At 32.8% G+C, this 19,030-nt stretch carries 16 protein-coding genes and 2 tRNA genes; 10 read left to right on the forward strand and 8 right to left on the reverse strand.

Annotated elements, in window-relative coordinates:
- Positions 1-4 precede the first annotated feature (4 nt).
- The 4 genes from ABZP37_RS06860 to ABZP37_RS06875 all read right to left on the reverse strand — a co-directional run bounded on the left by ABZP37_RS06860 (position 5) and on the right by ABZP37_RS06875 (position 6,519).
- A complete protein-coding gene (locus ABZP37_RS06860; RefSeq protein ID WP_366186753.1) occupies positions 5-1,663 on the reverse strand; it encodes an ATP-binding cassette domain-containing protein in 1,659 nt (552 codons plus the stop codon).
- A gap of 6 nt (positions 1,664-1,669) precedes the next feature.
- Positions 1,670-2,350 (reverse strand): TetR/AcrR family transcriptional regulator, encoded by a 681-nt coding sequence (locus tag ABZP37_RS06865; protein ID WP_366186755.1) that lies wholly within the window; start codon positions 2,348-2,350, stop codon positions 1,670-1,672.
- A gap of 122 nt (positions 2,351-2,472) precedes the next feature.
- The gene (gene gpmI / locus ABZP37_RS06870; RefSeq protein ID WP_366186757.1) at positions 2,473-3,990 is read right to left on the reverse strand and encodes a 2,3-bisphosphoglycerate-independent phosphoglycerate mutase; all 1,518 of its coding nucleotides are present in this window, start codon (positions 3,988-3,990) and stop codon (positions 2,473-2,475) included.
- 123 nt (positions 3,991-4,113) lie between these two features.
- Complete coding sequence (locus tag ABZP37_RS06875; RefSeq protein ID WP_366186759.1) at positions 4,114-6,519, reverse strand: DUF5916 domain-containing protein; 2,406 nt, start codon at positions 6,517-6,519, stop codon at positions 4,114-4,116.
- A 189-nt stretch (positions 6,520-6,708) separates the two neighbouring features.
- Between ABZP37_RS06875 and ABZP37_RS06880 the strand changes: the two genes are divergently transcribed.
- The 3 genes from ABZP37_RS06880 (at position 6,709) to ABZP37_RS06890 (ending at position 7,820) form a co-directional block, all read left to right on the forward strand.
- The gene (locus tag ABZP37_RS06880) at positions 6,709-7,431 is read left to right on the forward strand and encodes a murein L,D-transpeptidase catalytic domain family protein (RefSeq protein WP_366186761.1); all 723 of its coding nucleotides are present in this window, start codon (positions 6,709-6,711) and stop codon (positions 7,429-7,431) included.
- A 201-nt stretch (positions 7,432-7,632) separates the two neighbouring features.
- Positions 7,633-7,705 (forward strand) — tRNA-Gly (locus ABZP37_RS06885).
- Positions 7,706-7,747: 42 nt separating this feature from the next.
- Positions 7,748-7,820: transfer RNA gene (locus tag ABZP37_RS06890), tRNA-Gly, on the forward strand.
- 35 nt (positions 7,821-7,855) lie between these two features.
- Here the strand turns inward: ABZP37_RS06890 and pepE are convergent.
- On the reverse strand, positions 7,856-8,563 hold the full coding sequence (gene pepE, locus ABZP37_RS06895; protein ID WP_366186763.1) for a dipeptidase PepE: 708 nt from the start codon (positions 8,561-8,563) through the stop codon (positions 7,856-7,858).
- A 137-nt stretch (positions 8,564-8,700) separates the two neighbouring features.
- On the opposite strand from pepE, the gene ABZP37_RS06900 reads away from it, so the two are divergent.
- The 4 genes from ABZP37_RS06900 to ABZP37_RS06915 all read left to right on the forward strand — a co-directional run bounded on the left by ABZP37_RS06900 (position 8,701) and on the right by ABZP37_RS06915 (position 11,280).
- On the forward strand, positions 8,701-9,444 hold the full coding sequence (locus ABZP37_RS06900) for a hypothetical protein (protein WP_366186765.1): 744 nt from the start codon (positions 8,701-8,703) through the stop codon (positions 9,442-9,444).
- Between the two features lie 96 nt (positions 9,445-9,540).
- Positions 9,541-10,293: a hypothetical protein gene (locus ABZP37_RS06905; RefSeq protein ID WP_366186767.1), complete on the forward strand. Its 753-nt coding sequence runs from the start codon at positions 9,541-9,543 to the stop codon at positions 10,291-10,293.
- Between the two features lie 94 nt (positions 10,294-10,387).
- Entirely contained in the window at positions 10,388-10,714 is a 327-nt protein-coding gene (locus tag ABZP37_RS06910; protein ID WP_366186769.1) for a twin-arginine translocase TatA/TatE family subunit, read from the forward strand.
- Positions 10,714-11,280 (forward strand): phosphatase PAP2 family protein, encoded by a 567-nt coding sequence (locus ABZP37_RS06915; protein WP_366186771.1) that lies wholly within the window; start codon positions 10,714-10,716, stop codon positions 11,278-11,280. The genes ABZP37_RS06910 and ABZP37_RS06915 overlap by 1 nt, the downstream gene beginning before the upstream one ends.
- 187 nt (positions 11,281-11,467) lie before the next feature.
- Here ABZP37_RS06915 and ABZP37_RS06920 read toward each other — a convergent pair whose 3' ends face one another.
- Complete coding sequence (locus ABZP37_RS06920) at positions 11,468-12,109, reverse strand: O-methyltransferase (RefSeq protein ID WP_366186772.1); 642 nt, start codon at positions 12,107-12,109, stop codon at positions 11,468-11,470.
- A gap of 82 nt (positions 12,110-12,191) precedes the next feature.
- Here ABZP37_RS06920 and rlmN point away from each other — a divergent pair, with 82 nt between their 5' ends.
- Positions 12,192-13,235, forward strand: coding sequence for a 23S rRNA (adenine(2503)-C(2))-methyltransferase RlmN (rlmN, locus tag ABZP37_RS06925; protein WP_366186774.1), 1,044 nt, complete (start codon positions 12,192-12,194; stop codon positions 13,233-13,235).
- A gap of 64 nt (positions 13,236-13,299) precedes the next feature.
- Here rlmN and ABZP37_RS06930 read toward each other — a convergent pair whose 3' ends face one another.
- Positions 13,300-14,136, reverse strand: a complete 837-nt coding sequence (locus tag ABZP37_RS06930; protein WP_366186776.1) for a hypothetical protein — start codon at positions 14,134-14,136, stop codon at positions 13,300-13,302.
- Between the two features lie 211 nt (positions 14,137-14,347).
- Between ABZP37_RS06930 and ABZP37_RS06935 the strand changes: the two genes are divergently transcribed.
- Together ABZP37_RS06935 and dnaG are read left to right on the forward strand one after the other, a co-directional pair.
- On the forward strand, positions 14,348-15,325 hold the full coding sequence (locus tag ABZP37_RS06935) for a polyprenyl synthetase family protein (RefSeq protein WP_366186778.1): 978 nt from the start codon (positions 14,348-14,350) through the stop codon (positions 15,323-15,325).
- A gap of 151 nt (positions 15,326-15,476) precedes the next feature.
- On the forward strand, positions 15,477-17,447 hold the full coding sequence (gene dnaG / locus ABZP37_RS06940) for a DNA primase (protein WP_366186780.1): 1,971 nt from the start codon (positions 15,477-15,479) through the stop codon (positions 17,445-17,447).
- Between the two features lie 94 nt (positions 17,448-17,541).
- Here the strand turns inward: dnaG and ABZP37_RS06945 are convergent, their stop codons facing one another.
- Positions 17,542-18,621, reverse strand: a complete 1,080-nt coding sequence (locus ABZP37_RS06945) for a response regulator (RefSeq protein ID WP_366186782.1) — start codon at positions 18,619-18,621, stop codon at positions 17,542-17,544.
- Positions 18,622-19,030: the final 409 nt, after the last annotated feature.

A 19,030-nucleotide genomic window follows, 5' to 3' on the forward strand; every position in this document is an offset into this window, starting at 1 on the left:
ACTATTATTTTTTTTGGTCTAAAAGAATTTGTCCGTTTTTCATGGTAATTTGTCTGTTGCACTTGGTTTTCCAGTAAGGGTTTTTGGAAGAAACAATAATGGTCCAATTGTGCTCTTTGGCGGTTATGAAGTCTATGATTTCATTTGCCACTTTGTCATCCATTGTGTCTGTTGGGTCTTCGTAAAACAACATTTTAGGTGTGGTAATTATACTGCGCGCTAACAGAATTTTTTGCGCATTTGAAGAGGATAATTGTTTTCCTTCGGGAAAAATCGGACTGAGTAATCCTTGCGGTAATGATTTTACAAAATCGGCTAATTGCATTCCTTCGATAGCCCATTTCAGAGTGTCATCTTTAATTGATGTGTTTTTAAAAGTAATATTATCAATAACGCTACCTTCAAAAGGGGTTTCTCCATAAATGATACTTTCAATCTGTGATCGGTATTGATTGATGTTTATTTTTTTGAAACTATCATCGTTAATGTATATTGCTCCTTCAGTAGGTTGCATTAGTCCTGATAATATTCGCATAAATGTAGTTTTTCCAGAGCCATTTTGACCATCAATAAAAATGCGTTCTCCTTGTTCTATTTTTAGAGAAATTGTATCTAATATTTTGTTTTTAGAATCAGGAAATTTAAAACTTACTTTTTCAACATCTAGTGCGATAGAAGTATAGCAGTTGTCATAATCTGCCGGAAATTCTTCTTCCAAAGCCATGTCAGTAATTAATCCTATTTTTTCTACTGAAGTTAGTACATCATAAAAGGTTTCCAATCCCAAGACTATTTTTTCAACTGAATTGATAACTAATAAAATGATAATCTCCGCAGCTACAAATTGCCCAATGTTCATTTGTTGTGATAGGACCAGATAACCACCTATAGAAAGTAAACTAGCCGTGATGATGATTTTGAAAATAATCAATTGGCTAAACTGTGTTTTGATTACAGAAAAATGCTTTTCTCTTGAAAGTAAATATTCGGAAACTAAATTGTCGTTTTTTCCTAATGCGTATTCATGATGTAATTGATTCCTAAAACTGTAATTATTTCGAGCTAATTCCTGCAACCATCCAGCTACTTTGTATTTGTATTTGGACTCTTTCATACTGGTGTCTAATCCTGGATTGTATGAGAATTTGAAAATGAAATACAATAACAATAATAATAACATTCCAAAAAAGATGAAGTAGTTATGATACAAAGAGAGTAAAATGATTCCAAAAATAATTTGAAGTAAAGCTGCTGAAAACCCTACTAATAATTTTGCCATTCCTTTTTGGATGATTAAAGTATCAAAAAAACGATTAGCGAGTTCTGGTGGGTAACTGTCATAATACTCTTCAAATTTTATTTTGGGTAATCTAACGGCAAATTCAAAGGAGGAACGGATAAATATTTTCTGTTGTAAATTTTCCATGATGCGCAATTGCATTAAGGAAAGGATTCCAACTAACGCCACTCCAAAGACCACCATTACAATTAATACAATCCATGAAGCACTCGCTCTTCCGGATTGAATAAAGTTGGTAATAGCTTGGATTCCTAGAGGCAAGGATAAACTAATCACTCCAGAAAGTATTCCGTAAAAAAACAATTGGTACACATCTTTTTTGTCTAATTCCAGTAAATTATAAAATCGTTTTAATGGTTTCATATGGTGTTATTTGTTATTTTTTAAAATTGAGAGAAGTAGGTTAAGGTAAAAATCGGTTGGTGAAATTTGTTCGTTGCAATTGGTAATGGTTTTTAAATGGTCTTGCAAGAAGTATTGGTGCAAAGCTCCTTCAATGATTGATGATGCTAAACTTTTTGGGTACCGATAATCAGGGTTTATTTCTATTATCAATAGTACGATACGGTTGATTACACTTTTGTAAATTAAAAAAAAGCCTTCTTTATTTTCATCATCAATCTCTTTGGTGTGGAGTGTTTTTGTGAATTCAGTTATGATAATATTGTTCAAAACAGCTTCGTTAATATGTGGAATAGATTTGTCTTCTTCTGCTTTTTCAGTAACGACTATAATGGCTCTTTTTAATCGTTCCATAGGGTCGTCAATATTTGTCATTTTGAAAACCATTCGATATTCAATCCAACTCCAATACCAGGAGCATAAATATACCAATAGCTTGTGTTTATTTTCGAAATAACGATAGATAGAGCTTTCATTAGAGCCTATTCTCTCTCCTAATTTTTTGAAAGTAAAAGAGTCAAATCCTATTTCGTCAATCAAAAAGATGCTTTCTTGAAGAATTTTTTTGCCTAAAGTTGATGTTTCAGGATCTTTGACATAAATTTTTTCGTTGACTTTTATTTTTATATTTGATAATATTGATTGCATAATGAATGTTATTTGTGCAAATATAATAGCATTACTATCATTAAGATGAAATTTAACATTTTTTAAACAAAAAAAGCTACCCGATTGAGGTAGCTTTAGGATATGTGATTATTTGTAGTTGACTATAACAAAGAATGTTGTGTCATAACTGTAGGTTTTGCAACTCCCATAAGTTCAAGAATAGTTGGTGCAATATCACCAAGTACTCCGTCATTTACTTTCTTGATTTCTTTATCAATTAAGATAAAAGGAACAGGGTTAGTTGTGTGTGCTGTATTTGGACTTCCGTCAGGATTAATCATGGTTTCACAATTTCCGTGATCTGCAATTACTAATACAGTATAGTCATTAGCGACCGCAGCATTGATTACTCTTTCCACACATTTGTCAACAGCTTCACAGGCTAGGATAGCTGCTGCCATAATTCCGGTATGCCCAACCATATCTCCGTTGGCAAAGTTCAAACATACAAAATCAACATCGCCTTTTTCGATTTCAGGAACTAAAGCATCTGTCAATTCATTTGCACTCATCTCTGGTTGCAAATCATAAGTAGCTACTTTAGGAGAGTTTTTTAAGATACGGCTTTCGCCAATAAAAGGCTCTTCACGACCTCCGGAAAAGAAGAAAGTTACGTGAGGATATTTTTCAGTCTCAGCAATACGAATTTGTTTTTTACCTGCTTTTTCCAAAACTTCACCCAATGTTTCTGTGATGTTGTCTTTATTGTAAACCACTTTTACATTGCTGTAAGTTTCGTCATAATTAGTTAAAGTAACATAGTACAAGTTCAATTTGTGCATGTTTTGCTCGTGGAAATCTTGCTGCGAAAGCGCCTCAGTCAATTCACGACCTCTATCAGTTCTGAAGTTGAAGAAGATAACGACATCATCTTCTTGAATAGTAGCGATTGGTTTATCATCAACACCTACAACACAAGTTGGGTGGATAAATTCATCTGTAACATTATCATTGTAACTTGCTTCGATTGAAGCAACAATATCTTTTGAATGAGTTCCTAGTCCGTTTACCATTAGGTCGTACGCTAATTTAACTCTTTCCCAGCGTTTGTCTCTGTCCATTGCGTAGTAACGACCAATAACGGAGGCTATTTTTACTGAAGTAGGAGCAATGTAATCTTGTAAGTCCTGAATATATTTCTTTCCTGATTTAGGATCAACGTCACGTCCATCTGTAAAGGCGTGTATGAATACATTTTCAAGGCCGTAATCTTGTGTCGAATCAATCAAACCGCGCAAATGCGAAGTATGAGAGTGAACGCCACCATCAGATACTAATCCTAAAAAATGTACTTTTTTATTATTGTCTTTCGCAAATTGAAAAGCGTCTTTAAGTACTTGTTCTTTCGCTAAGGTTTTATTGGCTACAGCCAAATTAATTTTAGCTAAATCTTGATAAACAATTCTTCCAGCGCCAAGGTTCATGTGCCCTACTTCACTGTTTCCCATTTGTCCTTCAGGAAGTCCAACATGTAAACCGTCTGTGCGAAGTTGTGCGCTAGGGTATTTTTTGTAAAGACTGTTTATAAAAGGTACGTTAGCGTTGTCAATTGCGGATACTTTTGGGTCAGGAGATTTTCCCCAACCATCTAATATCATTAAGATTACTTTTTTGTTCATTTTCTTTAGTTTTGTGCAAATATAAAACTTTTATAAATTTTGCAGGCAATCCTGGTCGGGATAATCAATATATAAATTTAGACCTCACAAAGTTATAATGTTTTGTTGCAGAATAATACCTTGTTATCTTGCTAAGGAATTGTAGTCAATGAAATAACGTAATCTAATAGAAAAAATATTGGTCACATTGCCTTCAAAAACATTAGTAAAATTGGTTCTCAAATTTCGTTCAACAATATCACTGTTTACTTGAGAATAGTTTCTGTATAAAAGGGAGATTTCACTTCCAGGGGCAAACCACCAAGAGTATGATAAATCAAAATTCCAAGAATTAAAATTTCGATTTTTATTCATTGAAAAACTGTTGTTTGTAATCAGTTCTCCGTCGTTTTGTAAAGTTGAAAACTCATGAATATCGGAATAGGACCAATAATAACGAGCCGTTAAATTTAAGGTCATTTTATTGCTTATGGCATATTTCCCGGTCAAGTCATTTTGCAATAGTTGACGATCTCTTTTTCCATAAATGATGTCACTGTTGTTAAATGCAGCCCAGCCTCTATCGTTTTTTTTGTTCTCATATTCAGATGTTATTGATAAAGAGAGTCTTGTGTTAAAACGATACTTAAATACAGAATAAAACCAATAGGAGATGCGGTCTTTTTCGTTATATTTGGTTATTGCAGGTTGGAGTACAATTGAAAAGGGTCTATTCTCATTAGAGCTATAGTTAAAAACACCATAGACGTTTTGGGGAACATATGAATATCTTGCGGTTGTTCTGGGTTCGTAAAAATCGTAAGTTTTTATAGGGTTGATGTCAACTATTAATTCGAAAAAATCATTTTTTAAATTGGATGCTTTAAGCTCCGTTGCAATTGTTGCATTCTGAGGTTTGTCAGTAGTGTTTTCAAACTCGATGTTGGCGTATTCTTTAATTTTAAAGGTATTTAATACTTTGGTTGGGTTTACAATTCGGTAGCTTCCCTCTAAGTATCCACTGTGATAGTTTGTGAAATAGAGGAGTCCTAGATCATTCGAATCAAAGTTTTTAGAAACGTATTTTGATAAAAGTCCGTAACGATATTGTCCACTTGTTTTGGAAAAACCTAATTGTGACCTAAGTCCATTTGTGTCTTCAAAGTCGTTGATGGTACTGTATTTTAAATCTCCATATAGATTGTAGGTGTTTTCTCTTGTGTTTAGGTCAAATAATAAAGCCGAAACATTAGCGTCTCTATAATGTCCATCTCTAACTGTGTTTGTGTTTAGGAATGTCACCGATGAGTTTTGTCTAAAACGTTGGTCTAAAACTAAAATATTGTAATTAGTTAACGGTTGAATAACTGTTTCTCTGTCGTCATTTGTGCTATTATTGTGAACCTTTGCAAATGTTTTTTCTGTTACTGCGTTTAAAATACCAAGTCCAAGTCCTTTTTTTGTTCTGCCTGAAATTTTCACGGCATTTATTAGATTAACAGTGCTAGGGAAGTTCGTGACTTCTTCATCATTTGAGATTTGACTTTCCAAGGTTTCTTTTTCAATGACAGGGCTCCCTCCAATTCTTCTGGAATAAAATAAGTTTCCTGTGCTGAATAAGTTTGTCCCTTCAGTAAAAAAAGGTCTGTTTTCTTCTAAAGTTTGTTCAAAAGGGTCGAGGTTCAGTATCGCATTGTCAAATTTAGTTTGACCAAAATCAGGTACTAATATAGCGTCAAGTGTAAAGGAAGCGTTAATCCCGTATTTAATATCTAATCCAGCTTTTAGCACTCTGTCAGAAGCGGTATTGTCTTCTTGATAATAAGCAGATGTATAAGGAATTAAGAAAAGACGCGTTGGAGGGGAGATGTTGTTGATTCCGTTTAAAATACCTGCTTGATTTATGATGTTGCCAATTCTAGTATCTATGTAGTTCCAAGTATATTTTTGAACATTACGTTTAATTTCCCGCATGAAATTAATCCCCCAGATTTGGTTTCTTGTATCAGAAAACCGTAAGGCGGCATATGGTATTTTTATTTCTACGACCCAGCCAAAATTAGTTATTTTAACTTTACTTTCCCAGATGGCGTCCCAGCTAAAGTCCTCTGTGTCTTTGGTTGCAAGGCAGTCCATTTGAACACCTGCAGCACTTACATAAAACCTATAATCTTGTTGTCCGTCATTAAAGCCATTAATAAAGATTGAAAAATGATCTGAAGCACCAAAGACGTCTCGATTCGTAACTTCTCTTAATATTTTATTGGGTTCGTTATCATAAAGAATTGCTGAAATGTATATTGCGGTATCATCATGCAGGATTTTTACTTCTGTTTTTTTTTCGTTAGGAATTGGTTTCCCATTATCGGGTTCGTACATGATGAAATCTGAAGCGATATTATCGTTCTCAAACCATACATTTTCACTTATTTTTCCATCTATTGAAATGTCCGATGTAAGGAATTTGGAGGTGAGTTCCTTTTTTTGACTGTAAATAGTACTGCTTATGACCCAGCATATAAGAATAAATAAATAATAATGTTTTGTCATAAAAAGAATATTGTCCGAGCAAAAATAACATAATTTTAACCACTTGCAAATAAATAGAGTATGCTTTTGTAGTACTTAATGTGTGAAAAATTGTTAATTGTTCGCTTTGGCGGTTTAGGTGTTTGTTTAATCAGGAAACATATCATATATTTGCCATCCCGTTTCTATTGTGTAATTTAATCTAAATCAATGCGTTATAAAATTTTTGTTAGTTGTTTGTTGTCCTTTTTTTTATTATTAATAGGTGGTTCATTCTTCATTGGAGCTAAAGAAACAAAAGAGAATAAGGTTAAAAAAATAGCATATGTAACTCCAGTTTCAAATGAAGAAAGGGTATATGAAAGTTTGCAATCAAGCCAATTTGAATTGCCTAAATTTGATATTTTTACAAAAGCTTTAAATGGTTTTTATCTTCTTAAAGAAAAAGGATTAATTCAAAAAAATATTTTGACGTTAATAGACTTTAGTCTTTCTTCCAATATTCCAAGACTTTGGGTGATTGATTTGGAGACCAATACCGTTTTATATAATTCCTTAGTAGCTCACGGAAGAAATTCGGGTAATGAATTTGCGGCAAGTTTTTCAAATACTCCTGAGTCCTTTAAAAGTAGTTTAGGGTTTTATGCTACTGGCGAGATATATACAGGTAAGCACGGAAAGTCTTTAAGATTAGATGGGTTAGAAAAAGGAATTAATGATAACGCCAGAGAAAGAGCCGTGGTGATTCATGGAGCAGATTATGTTTCGAAGTCTTTTATATCGAATAATAAAAGATTAGGAAGAAGTTTAGGTTGTCCAGCTATTCCCGTAGAATTGACTAATAAAATCATACAAACCATAAAAGATAAATCCTGTTTATTTATATATCACCCATCAAATGAAGAAGAAGTTATGTCTCATTTGATTTCTTAAGGCTAAAATTAAGTAATTAGGTCAAGTGATATGAAGTGTTTTTTAGTAGAAAATACTTTCTTAGTTAGAAAGTGATGAAAAAAAGTACTTAGCTAACATTTTAATTTTAAAAAGGTTAGGTGCTGATATTGATTTTTTATAAAAAACATTAAAAAAAAGTTGTTTCAAATTGAACTTATTGTATATCTTTGCGCCAGTAATGCGAAAGTAGCTCAGTTGGTAGAGCTCCAGCCTTCCAAGCTGGTTGTCGCGAGTTCGAGCCTCGTCTTTCGCTCTAAGAGCAGTTTAGTAATTGCTAGAGTATCATAATTTTAATGCGAAAGTAGCTCAGTTGGTAGAGCTCCAGCCTTCCAAGCTGGTTGTCGCGAGTTCGAGCCTCGTCTTTCGCTCTTTAAAAAACCGAAACAGAAATGTTTCGGTTTTTTTATTTTAAATCGGTTAAGTTACTGTCGCTTTCCAGTTCGGTTGGATGTTCTCCTTTTCTAAAAAGACGTGCCGTTAAGTTTCCTTTCAAAGTGATTTTGTTGTTTTTGACCTCAAGCCAACTTCCTTCTCTTAAGCCTAAAACGGGAATAGTATTGAAGGCGTGAAATTCATTAATTCTAGTTTCTCGGGTCTCTCCCATGTGTGTAGATTGTTTTTCGGTATCTAGGTAATGTGGATTGATGTTAAATGGGATTAATCCTAAGGTTTGAAAACTTGGTGGGTAAACAATAGGCATGTCATTAGTAGTTTGCATGCTTAGGCCGCAAATATTGCTTCCTGCGCTAGTGCCTAAGTAGGGTGTTCCTTTTTTTACTACTTCAGATAGTTTGCTCATAATTTGATTTGAATACAATTGAGAAACTAATAAAAACGTATTTCCTCCCCCTGTAAAAATACCTTCAGCTCCTTCAATAGCTGCAGTTGGATCTTTGAACTCATGAATTCCTTTTACATTAAGATTGATTTTGGCAAAAGTTTGTGCCGCAATTTTGGTATAGTCATTATGTGAGATGCCGCCAGGACGAGCGTAAGGAATAAAAAGAATTGTTTTGCATTTTTGGAAAAGAAGGGTTAATTCAGGGAGTAAGTATTCTAAATGTTTTTCGCCGTGTACTGTTGAGGTGCTGGCGATAAGTACGTTCTTCATGCTGTTTTTAGGATAAAGGTATAAAAAACAGATCAGTAGTTATGAGTAGTTTTTAGGTTTATTATTAACATATTATTATCAAGGCCTTAGGAATGGTTGTGAGGTCTTATAGGTACTTTTACCAATATCACGATAATATGAAGTTGTTTTGCTGTTTGTTCTTATTTGTTTGTTCGATTGCTATTGCTCAACAATCTCCAAAGATTCAGGTCAATGGTAGAGTAAGCAGTACCATGGTAAATTTAGAAGGGGTTTATGTGATAAATCTTAAAACGGAACAAATGGTTCAGACTGATAAGAGCGGAGATTTTGTAATCCCTGCTGTGAAAGGAGATACGCTTGTTTTTTCGATGTTTCAATACACTCGAGTGAAAGTGGTATTGACTGATGAGAACCTTGCGGGTCAAAAAGTAATTGTAACTATGCTTCCTGTTATGAATTATCTTGATGAGGTAGTAATTAAAACCTATAGTCACGTAAACGCAGTCAGCTTGGGGATAATTTCATCAAGTCAGCGTTCTTATTCGCCTGCAGAGCGAAAGTTGAAAGCAGCATCAGATTTTGGAGGGTCTGGTGGTGCTTCGGTAGGGTTGGACCCTTTGCTTAATTTAATTTCTGGTCGTACAGCAATGCTTAAAAAGGAATTGGAAGTCGAAAAGAAAGAAAAGTTTATCCGACAATTAGAGTATATGTTTGAGCAAGCTCATTTTGTGGGTAAATTAAAGATACCTTTATTGTATGTTAAAGGGTTTATTTATTATGCCGTAGAGAATCCAAAATTCACAAAAGTTTTGGAAACCAAGAACAAAGTTAGTATTGAGTTTTTGTTAGCGCAATTGGCTGAAATGTACAAAGAGAGTATTGCCGTGCAAACTAAATAGGATTTGCCTTTATTTTTTGCAATGAAACCCGTAACTTTATACAAATACGCAGTTTGTTTTTTTAAGGTTAATAATCTTTTCAAATTAAAATTATAGATGAAAACTAAAATCGGAATACTATCAATCGCTTTGCTTTGTGGTCAGTTAATTTTTGCTCAAATAGCAACCAGTAAATTGATAAAAGGTCAAGTTAGGAATGCATTAATTCCTGTAGAAGATGTAATTGTATTTAATACTAAACATAATTTGGGTACCGCTGTAAACGCTTATGGATCTTTTGAAATTAGGGCTAGTGTTAGTGATACCTTGGTTTTTTCCAGTTTAGTTTTTAAGTCTAAAAGAATTATTCTGACCGAAAAGGATTTTTTAGCGTCACATGTAATAGTTCCTTTAGATGTTTTTACAAATGAATTAGCGGAAGTAATAATTTTAGCCAAAAAAGAGATGAATCCTATTTCGGGAAGTACTCAAAAAATTGTTGATTTACAATTTTTTGATGATGCTAAGTCCTCACCAAAGAATACAGCCATGCTTTCTGATCAAACAATTGATAAAGGGATGGATTTTGTTAGGATTTATAAAGGTATCTTAAAAACAATGCGAAAAGACAATCCTGGTAAACAAGATTTTTACAAAGACACTACTTTTGCGGACTACGTTATCAGTCATGTTAATTATTCTTTCTTGTCAAGCACTTTGGGGCTAAGAGATGATGAAATTAAATTGTTTTTAGTTTATTGTGAAAACGATTCTAAATCAAGAACATTAATGGACCCAGCGTTAGAGTTTCAATTATTGGATTTTCTAAGTAATAAGAATAAAGAATTTAAGCGAATTACAGCAAATTAAAGATTTAGAGGTCGATTTATAGCGTATTTTTATGAAAAAATTAAAAGACAAGGAATCAAAAAATGATATCTTTGCAGTATAAAACAGTATAATTATGTTTGGTATAGGTGGAGGAGAATTAGTTTTTATTATGTTTATAGTGTTAATGCTTTTTGGTGCGGATAAAGTACCTGAAATAGCACGTACGCTAGGTAAAACAATTGCGCAGGTGAAAAATGCGACCAATGATATCAAAAGTGAAATTCATAAAGGGATAGAGGACAACGGTCTTGATGCTAAATCTTTAACGGATATGTCTGGAAGTATTAATTCTAAAATTAATAAAGCCACTGAGGATGTTTTAGGAGATACTGTTACGCAGGCTAATAAAATCAAGGAAGATATCGAAGACGTGTCTGGTCCAGTAAAACGTCAAATGTAATGATTGAAAAGTTACTTTCTCTAGATACCCAATTACTGATTTTTCTTAACGGCTTGGGTTCAGAAACTTATGATGGTCTTTGGTTGTTTATAACGAAACAAACAAATTGGATTCCATTATTTTTATTTCTTTTATACCTTCTTTATAAGAAAATTGGAGGTAAACAAACACTGTATGTTTTGTTATTTATGGCTGTTTTGATTACATGGTCAGATCAGGTGACCAATTTATTCAAGTACGGATTTGAACGGTTACGTCCTTGCAGTAATCCTGAAATCAATACTACAATTCGAGTAGTGAAATCAAGTAATTCCTTTAGTTTCTTCTCAGGACATGCAGCCACTAGTATGGCAACAATGATGTTTCTTTATGAAATATTACGAACGTACTACAAGCATAGTTATTTGATTTTTTTATGGTCTTTAATTTTTGCGTATAGTAGGATTTACTTAGGCTTACATTATCCAATAGATATTTTGTGCGGCTTTTTATTCGGCCTCTTGTCTGGTTATGTGATTTTCAAGATTTACAAAATAGTACAAGTGAAATATTTTCCAATAGTTTAGCTTTTTGGAGCAATTTCCAGCACTACATTGCAATCTTGCACTCAATAACGGTTTTTTCTAAGCCCTAAAAGGAGCTTCCTTCGGTCGCTCTTTTAGAACAAGAAAAAATCCATTTTAGAGTGCAAGGATTTTCATTTCGATCTGGGCTAATGGATGTGGGTTGAAAAAGACTTAGCGTCTTTAAATATTATAACACTCTACTCACCGTCAAACCATCACGTATCGGCAATAAAACCGTTTCTACTCTTGTATCGTCTCTTAGTAAATTGTTGTATTTCACTAATATTTGTGTACTGATGTCATTGGGGTGAATTTCTTGAACCACCTTTCCGCTCCATAATACATTGTCCGAAAGGATAATTCCGCCTTTATTCATTTTAGGAACAATCATTTCAAAATAGTTGATGTAGTTTTCCTTGTCAGCATCAATAAAAACCAAATCGAATTTTTCATTCAAAGTAGGGATGATGTCAGTCGCTTCGCCAAGATGTTGAACGATTTGAGCTCCCCAAGGTGATTTGTCAAAATGTTTGCGTTGAAAATCAACTAACTCTTCCTTGATGTCAATCGTATGCAAGACACCGTTTTCCTGTATTCCTTCACATAAACACAATGCAGAATAACCTGTATAAGTGCCTATTTCAAGAATATTCACAGGACGGATTAATTTAGAAAGCATACTTAAAACCCGACCTTGAAAATGACCGCTAAGCATTCTTGGAAGTAAAATTTTTTGATAGGTTTCTTTATTTAGTGCCGCTAGTAAAGCAGGTTCTTTTTCAGAATGTTGTTCGATATAATCTTCTAAATCTTGGGAGAGGAAATGCATTGGTTTTGATTTTTTATCAATTTCGCCAAAGTTATTAAATTATCAAAACAACAAATCGATAAATAGTCATTAAATTTGCACCATGCAAATAGAGAAAAAAGACATACGAGCTTTAAGTAAAGAACAATTGCGAGATTTTTTTGTTGCCAATGGCGATAAATCGTTTCGCGGTAATCAAGTCTATGAATGGTTGTGGAGCAAAGGAGCACATAGTTTTGATGATATGACTAATCTTGCCAAAGATACAAGAGCCATGTTAGAGTCAAATTATGTGATTAATCACATCAAAGTGGATACTATGCAAAGGTCTGAGGACGGGACAGTTAAAAATGCCGTTCGTTTACATGATGGACTAGTAGTTGAATCTGTTTTGATTCCAACTAAAACAAGGACTACCGCTTGTGTTTCTAGTCAAGTGGGCTGTAGTTTAGATTGTAATTTTTGTGCAACTGCTCGTTTGAAAAGAATGCGTAATCTTGAACCGGCCGAGATTTATGATCAAGTTGTTGCCATAGATAGAGAAAGTAAATTATACTACAATCATCCGCTTTCTAATATTGTTTTTATGGGAATGGGTGAGCCTTTAATGAATTACAATAATGTAATGAAGGCGATTGAAATGATTACCTCTGAGGAAGGTTTGGGGATGTCTCCGAAACGAATTATGGTTTCGACTTCTGGTATTCCTAAAATGATTAAAAAACTAGCTGATGATGATGTGAAATTTAAATTAGCAGTTTCCTTACACTCGGCTATTGATGAAATTAGAGCACGAATCATGCCTTTTAGTGCTAATTTTCCTTTAGCAGATTTAAGAGAATCGTTAGAGTATTGGTATCGAAAAACAAAATCAAAAATTTCCTACGAGTATGTTGTTTGGAAAGGAATTAATGATAATCAGGAATCGGTAGATGCTTTGGTTAAATTTTGCAAATACGTTCCTTGTAAAGTGAACTTGATTGAGTATAATCCTATTGATGACGGTGAGTTTCAACAAGCATCTGAAGAAGCCACGAATGCATATATTAAAGGATTACAAAATATAGGTATCGTTGTAAAAGTAAGGCGTAGTAGAGGAAAAGATATTGATGCCGCTTGTGGTCAACTGGCAAATAAAGAAGCTTAAAAATTAAAAATCCCTTTTACATAATTTTGTGAAAGGGATTTTTAACTTCAAACATTTTATGTTTTTATTGTAATGTAAAGGGAATCGTAATTCCTTTGATAGTGAAAGTAGCAAATTTGTCACAAGTGCCGTCTCCAAAATCAATTACTCCTTCATTACCATTTTTAACAATTGTGACGCTTCCTTTTACAGGAAATACTATTTTGCAGATCGCTTTAACGATTAATGCTGTAGTTACTGTATTGGTGATTTCAGCTCCGGTAGGAAGTGTCGTTGTAGTTTTTCCGGTAATAGAAAGGACGTTATCTTCCCAGTCGAAAGGAGTAGTATATCCTTCAGTAAATTCTCTTGCGATAGTTCCTGTTCTAGAGTATTTTTGGCCGTTTGCAAAAGTGATGATCATGTCAACATTATGAGTACTTACAGGTTGTGCTGTGTTTAATTTTGTAAGAACTAAATTTTTATTACCTATTATAAGGTTACCGTTATGGTAGAAGTTTTCAAAAGCATATGATAAGGTTTTACTAGCTTCTGCAGTGCTTTTCGAAAAACTAACAGTAATTTTTCCTTTTACTACGTTTCCATTTTTCAGGGTACAATTACTAGTTCCAAAATCAATTACGCGTATATAGCTGTCTGTAGTTGTTGAAGTGCTTACTGAGGCGCAATCAGGCAAGTATTGTGGGCTTATTGAGCTAGGTTTTGTTGTTGTAGTTTGATGAGCAGCATATTGATTTTCAACCAGATTAGATACGTCTTCAATAGCGGCGTCAATTTTTGATTCATTAGTTAAGTCTTCTTGAGATAAAGTCGTGTTGTCAGTTGTTTTGTCATTTGAATTACAACTAATACATAGCCCTAACACTAGGAAAGTAGCTAAAATTATTTTTTTTGTTTTCATAGTAATAGAAGGTTTTGTGTTGATTTTAAAGGTTTGATAGTTAATTAACTAAATGGTTTAATCATTGTGTAAATGAGCGCCAATATACGAAAAAAGGAATAAATAAAACAAGCCAAAATCAATGAAAGACGTTTAAGATGCTTTTTCATGATTTGACTAAAACGAATTATATAGTTGTTTTTTTATTAAAAATAGTATATTTGAAATCGAAATGAATGTTACTTCCCAAATAAAACAACCCATCTTTGATGAGATGGAACTTTTTGAAAAAAAGTTCCACGAGTCTATGACTTCACAAGTGGCCTTACTTAATAGAATTACTTATTATATTGTAAATCGTAAAGGAAAACAAATGCGTCCGATGTTTGTTTTTTTATGTGCCAAGATGGTTTCAGAAGGAACAGTTAATGAACGAACGTATCGAGGAGCGAGTGTAATTGAGCTCATTCATACCGCAACTTTGGTTCATGATGATGTTGTGGATGATAGCAATCGCCGACGTGGTTTTTTTTCCATTAATGCGCTTTGGAAAAATAAAATTGCTGTTTTAGTTGGAGATTACTTACTCTCCAAAGGATTGTTGCTTTCTATCGATAATGGAGATTTTGATTTACTGAAAATTATTTCAGTAGCAGTACGTGAAATGAGCGAGGGTGAATTACTTCAAATAGAAAAAGCCCGCCGACTGGATATTACTGAGGCAGTCTATTATGAGATTATCCGAAAAAAGACAGCTACACTTATTGCTGCTTGTTGTGCCCTTGGAGCAAAATCAGTTATTGATGATGATTTTCAAGTAGAAAACATTCGGAAATTTGGAGAATTAATTGGAATGGCATTTCAAATCAAAGATGATTTGTTCGATTATTCTGAAGAAGCCATCGGGAAACCTACAGGTATTGATATCAAAGAGCAAAAGATGACTTTACCACTGATTCATGTTTTAAACACGTGTACTTCTAAAGAGAAATCATGGCTCATTAATTCGATAAAAAACCACAATAAGGACAAAAAACGAGTTAAAGAAGTCATTGCATTTGTAAAAGATAATAATGGTTTAGATTATGCTGAAAAAAAAATGATTGCTTTTCAGCAAGAAGCCCTTTCCCTAATTGAAAATTACCCCAATTCTGAATATAAAAAATCATTAATTTTAATGGTTAATTATGTTATTGAAAGGAAAAAATAAAGGCAATTACAGTGTTGAAAATCAAAAATAAATGAAAATCTAATAGCTATTGTTTTTTTAGATTTACATTGTAATTAGCGTTGAAATTGCAATTGATTTTTGCAATTCATATTGTATCTTTGAACTTTTCCAACTTTGAATTCTTAAGAAATTGATTTCTAAATCTACCATAGATACCGTATTTGAAACTGCTCGTGTTGAGGAAGTTATTGGCGATTTTGTACAATTAAAACGTGCAGGAAGTAATTTTAAAGGCTTGAGTCCATTCTCTGATGAGCGCTCTCCGTCCTTTATGGTTTCACCCGCTAAGGGGATTTGGAAGGATTTTAGTTCTGGAAAAGGCGGAAATTCAGTTGCCTTCCTGATGGAACATGAACACTTTACTTATCCTGAGGCTATACGATATTTGGCCAAAAAATACAATATTGAAATAGAAGAAACAGAGCAAACGAATGAGGAAAAGGCAAATATGGATGCTCGTGAAAGTATGTATCTAGTTTCTGAATTTGCTAAAAATTATTTTCATTCAACCTTATTAAAGTCAGAAGAAGGAAAATCCATAGGTTTATCTTATTTTAAAGAACGAGGTTTTACAAATGAAACGATTGAGAAATTTAGTTTAGGATATTCACCTGAAACTTGGGACGCCTTTACTAAAGAAGCCTTGGGGAAAGGATATCAGTTAGAATATCTTGAAAGTACAGGATTAACTATTCCTAGAGATGATAGACCTTTTGATCGATTCAAAGGACGTGTGATGTTTCCTATTCAAAGTATGTCTGGGAGAACCTTAGGTTTTGGTGGTCGAATTTTAACCAATGATAAAAAGGCGGCCAAGTACCTTAACTCGCCTGAAAGTGATCTCTACCACAAGAGTAAAGTTTTGTATGGTATTTTTCAAGCCAAACAAGCGATTGCAAAACTAAATAATTGTTATTTGGTTGAAGGGTATACAGATGTAATTCAGTTCAATCAATCTGGAATTGAGAACGTGGTAGCTTCTTCTGGAACTGCTTTGACGCCAGATCAAATTAGGCTAGTTAATAGATTAACAAAAAATATTACAGTACTTTTTGATGGTGATGCAGCGGGACTACGTGCTTCTATTCGTGGAATCGATTTAATTCTGGAAGAAGGAATGAATGTCAAAGTCTGTACTTTTCCAGATGGAGAAGATCCGGATAGTTTTGCTAAAAAAACTTCCTATGATGATTTAGTAGCTTATTTAGAAAATAATGCTAAGGATTTTATTCAGTTCAAAGCTTCGCTTTTGATGAATGAGGCAAAGAATGATCCGATTAAAAAAGCCGACTTGATCCGAGATATGGTTCAAAGTATCTCTAAGATTCCAGATCGCATTCAGCGCGAAATTTACATACAGGAATGTTCCCGCATTATGGATATTTCAGAGCAAGTTTTGGTGAGTACTTTGGCTCAGTTAACTCAGAAAGATATTGCTGAAGTGGAGAAAAAAACTAAAAAAGAACAAAAGTCTTTTGAGGTTGTTAAAAATGAAAACCCAGAGTCATTAGAGAAAGTTGATGTGCTGTATCGATTAGAACGTAAAATTATTGAAATTTTATTGTTATATGGGAATAAAGAAGAAGAGTTTGAAGACACATTTATGAAAGCCAATGAAGAAGGGGAAATTGTAAATGTGACGGAGAAAAAAAGACTTAAAGTTTTCTATAGAATTTATCTGAGTCTTCAAGAAGATGAAGTAGAACTTGCAAATCCATTATTTAGAGGAGTTTTTAATGATTTAATTAATCATTATTTGCAAAACGAAAGCTTTAGTTTAGAACAATATTTGATGCATTTACCAGCTGAGTATGCGCAAGAAGTAACTGATATTTTAATGGAGGATGAGAAGCTAGTCATGCACAATTGGGAGGAACAAAATATTTTTCCGAAATCAAAGAATGATACTATTGCTCAAAATGTTAACGAAACCATTTTAACACTGAGGTGGTATTTGGTAGGTGGTATTATAGAGGAATTAAAAAACTCCATATCATCTGATGCAGATAATACGGAGTCTATTTCAATGATTATGGATTATAATACTCTTACTAATGCTTTTTCTAAAAAATTAGGAAGAGTAATGTCTCGTTTTAGTTAGACAGTTTCTGTGTTTTTTTTAAACTAAATCCGCTAGATTAGTAACGTTCGGATTTTAAAACCTTAATATTACATAGATATAGTATTGCGAGTTATTAGATATACTTCTTGATAGGTAGTAAAATATTAATTTTAGTCCCTTCATTTTCTCGGGGTAAAATACTTATTATTCCATTCGATTTCTTTATGATAGATTTACTTAGATAAAGTCCTAAGCCTAATCCTTTTTGTTCTTTTTCATCTCGATTAAACTGTACCGCGGCATCAATCATTTTTAGCTCATCTTCCTTGAATCCAACTCCGAAATCAAATATTCGTATTTCATAATAATCTGTATTATAAAGATTTCCGTCAATAGTTACTTTTTTGTTTTTTGGAGAGAATTTTAATGCATTGTCTAATAATTCAAATAAAATAAAATCTAGATTCTTTTTACTGATTTCTAATTCGGATGTTACAAATTTTGATACTACTCTTTTTTCTAGTCCTGTATAATTCAGAGATAAATTTTTTATAACATTTTTGAAAGTACTTTTAACTTCTGAAAAGTCTCCATTTGCTACTTCAAATTGATTGTCTTTTATGTTCTCCATAAGAACGATTTTTTGCATGGTTCTATTCAAACGCTCACTAGATATTTTAATGGCTTCGTAAAAATTAGATGTTTCACTTTTTTTAAATTCATTAGGATATTTGATAAGTAAATCAATTGAGCCTATAATACTGTTTAAAGGAGTATTTATTTCATGTGAAAAATGGTTTTTATTACCAATGTATAGATTAGTTGTATTTTTAATTTTTTTGAATTTGTCTATTTTTGTTTCTATTGTTTTCAACAAGTCACCTGTTTTAAAAGGTTTTGTTAAAAAGTCGTCAGCTCCATTAATTAAACATTTACGCATTAAATTGTTCTCATTTTTAGCGGTCAAAAATATAAAAGGTATACTACTTAATAGTTTGTCGTCATGAACGATTTTTTGGAAAGAATATCCATCCATTACAGGCATCATTATGTCGCATATAATTAGGTCGGGCGTCCAGTTTTCTAAAATATCAAGTCCAATTTGTCCGTTTATAGCAGTTCTTGTATCATAATTTTTAAGAATTAGTAGCTCATTTATAGTTTCTCTAATATTTAACTCATCATCAATAATTAGTATTCTATTTTTATTCATAAGTGAAATATAAGATGAATTTTGTATTAACTTTTTTTTAGTTTCTAATTGAATAGATCTTTTAATTTGTTTTGTATTAACTCACCCCATTTAGAAGTGGGTTATTGGTGTTTTGAATAACATTTTATTTATAATTCCAGTGTATAATAGAGTTTTGAAATACCGGTTTAAATCTTTATTTTTTTAAAGAAGTATACATAAAATCAAAACTTTTTTTATTTTAGAATAACTAAATTATAGAATTATTTCCTTTTAAAGTTCTAGATAAAATTTCATCCATTATAAATATTTTTTGAGGAATTATTTGATGTCTTTTTGAATATTGATTAAAAGTATTTTAATTGTATGTTTTAAGCTGAATAAGTATCATTGATTTAATATAATTTACTTCTAATTTAAAGTTTTTGTT

This window comes from Flavobacterium ovatum (assembly GCF_040703125.1).
GTDB classification, from domain to species: domain Bacteria; phylum Bacteroidota; class Bacteroidia; order Flavobacteriales; family Flavobacteriaceae; genus Flavobacterium; species Flavobacterium ovatum.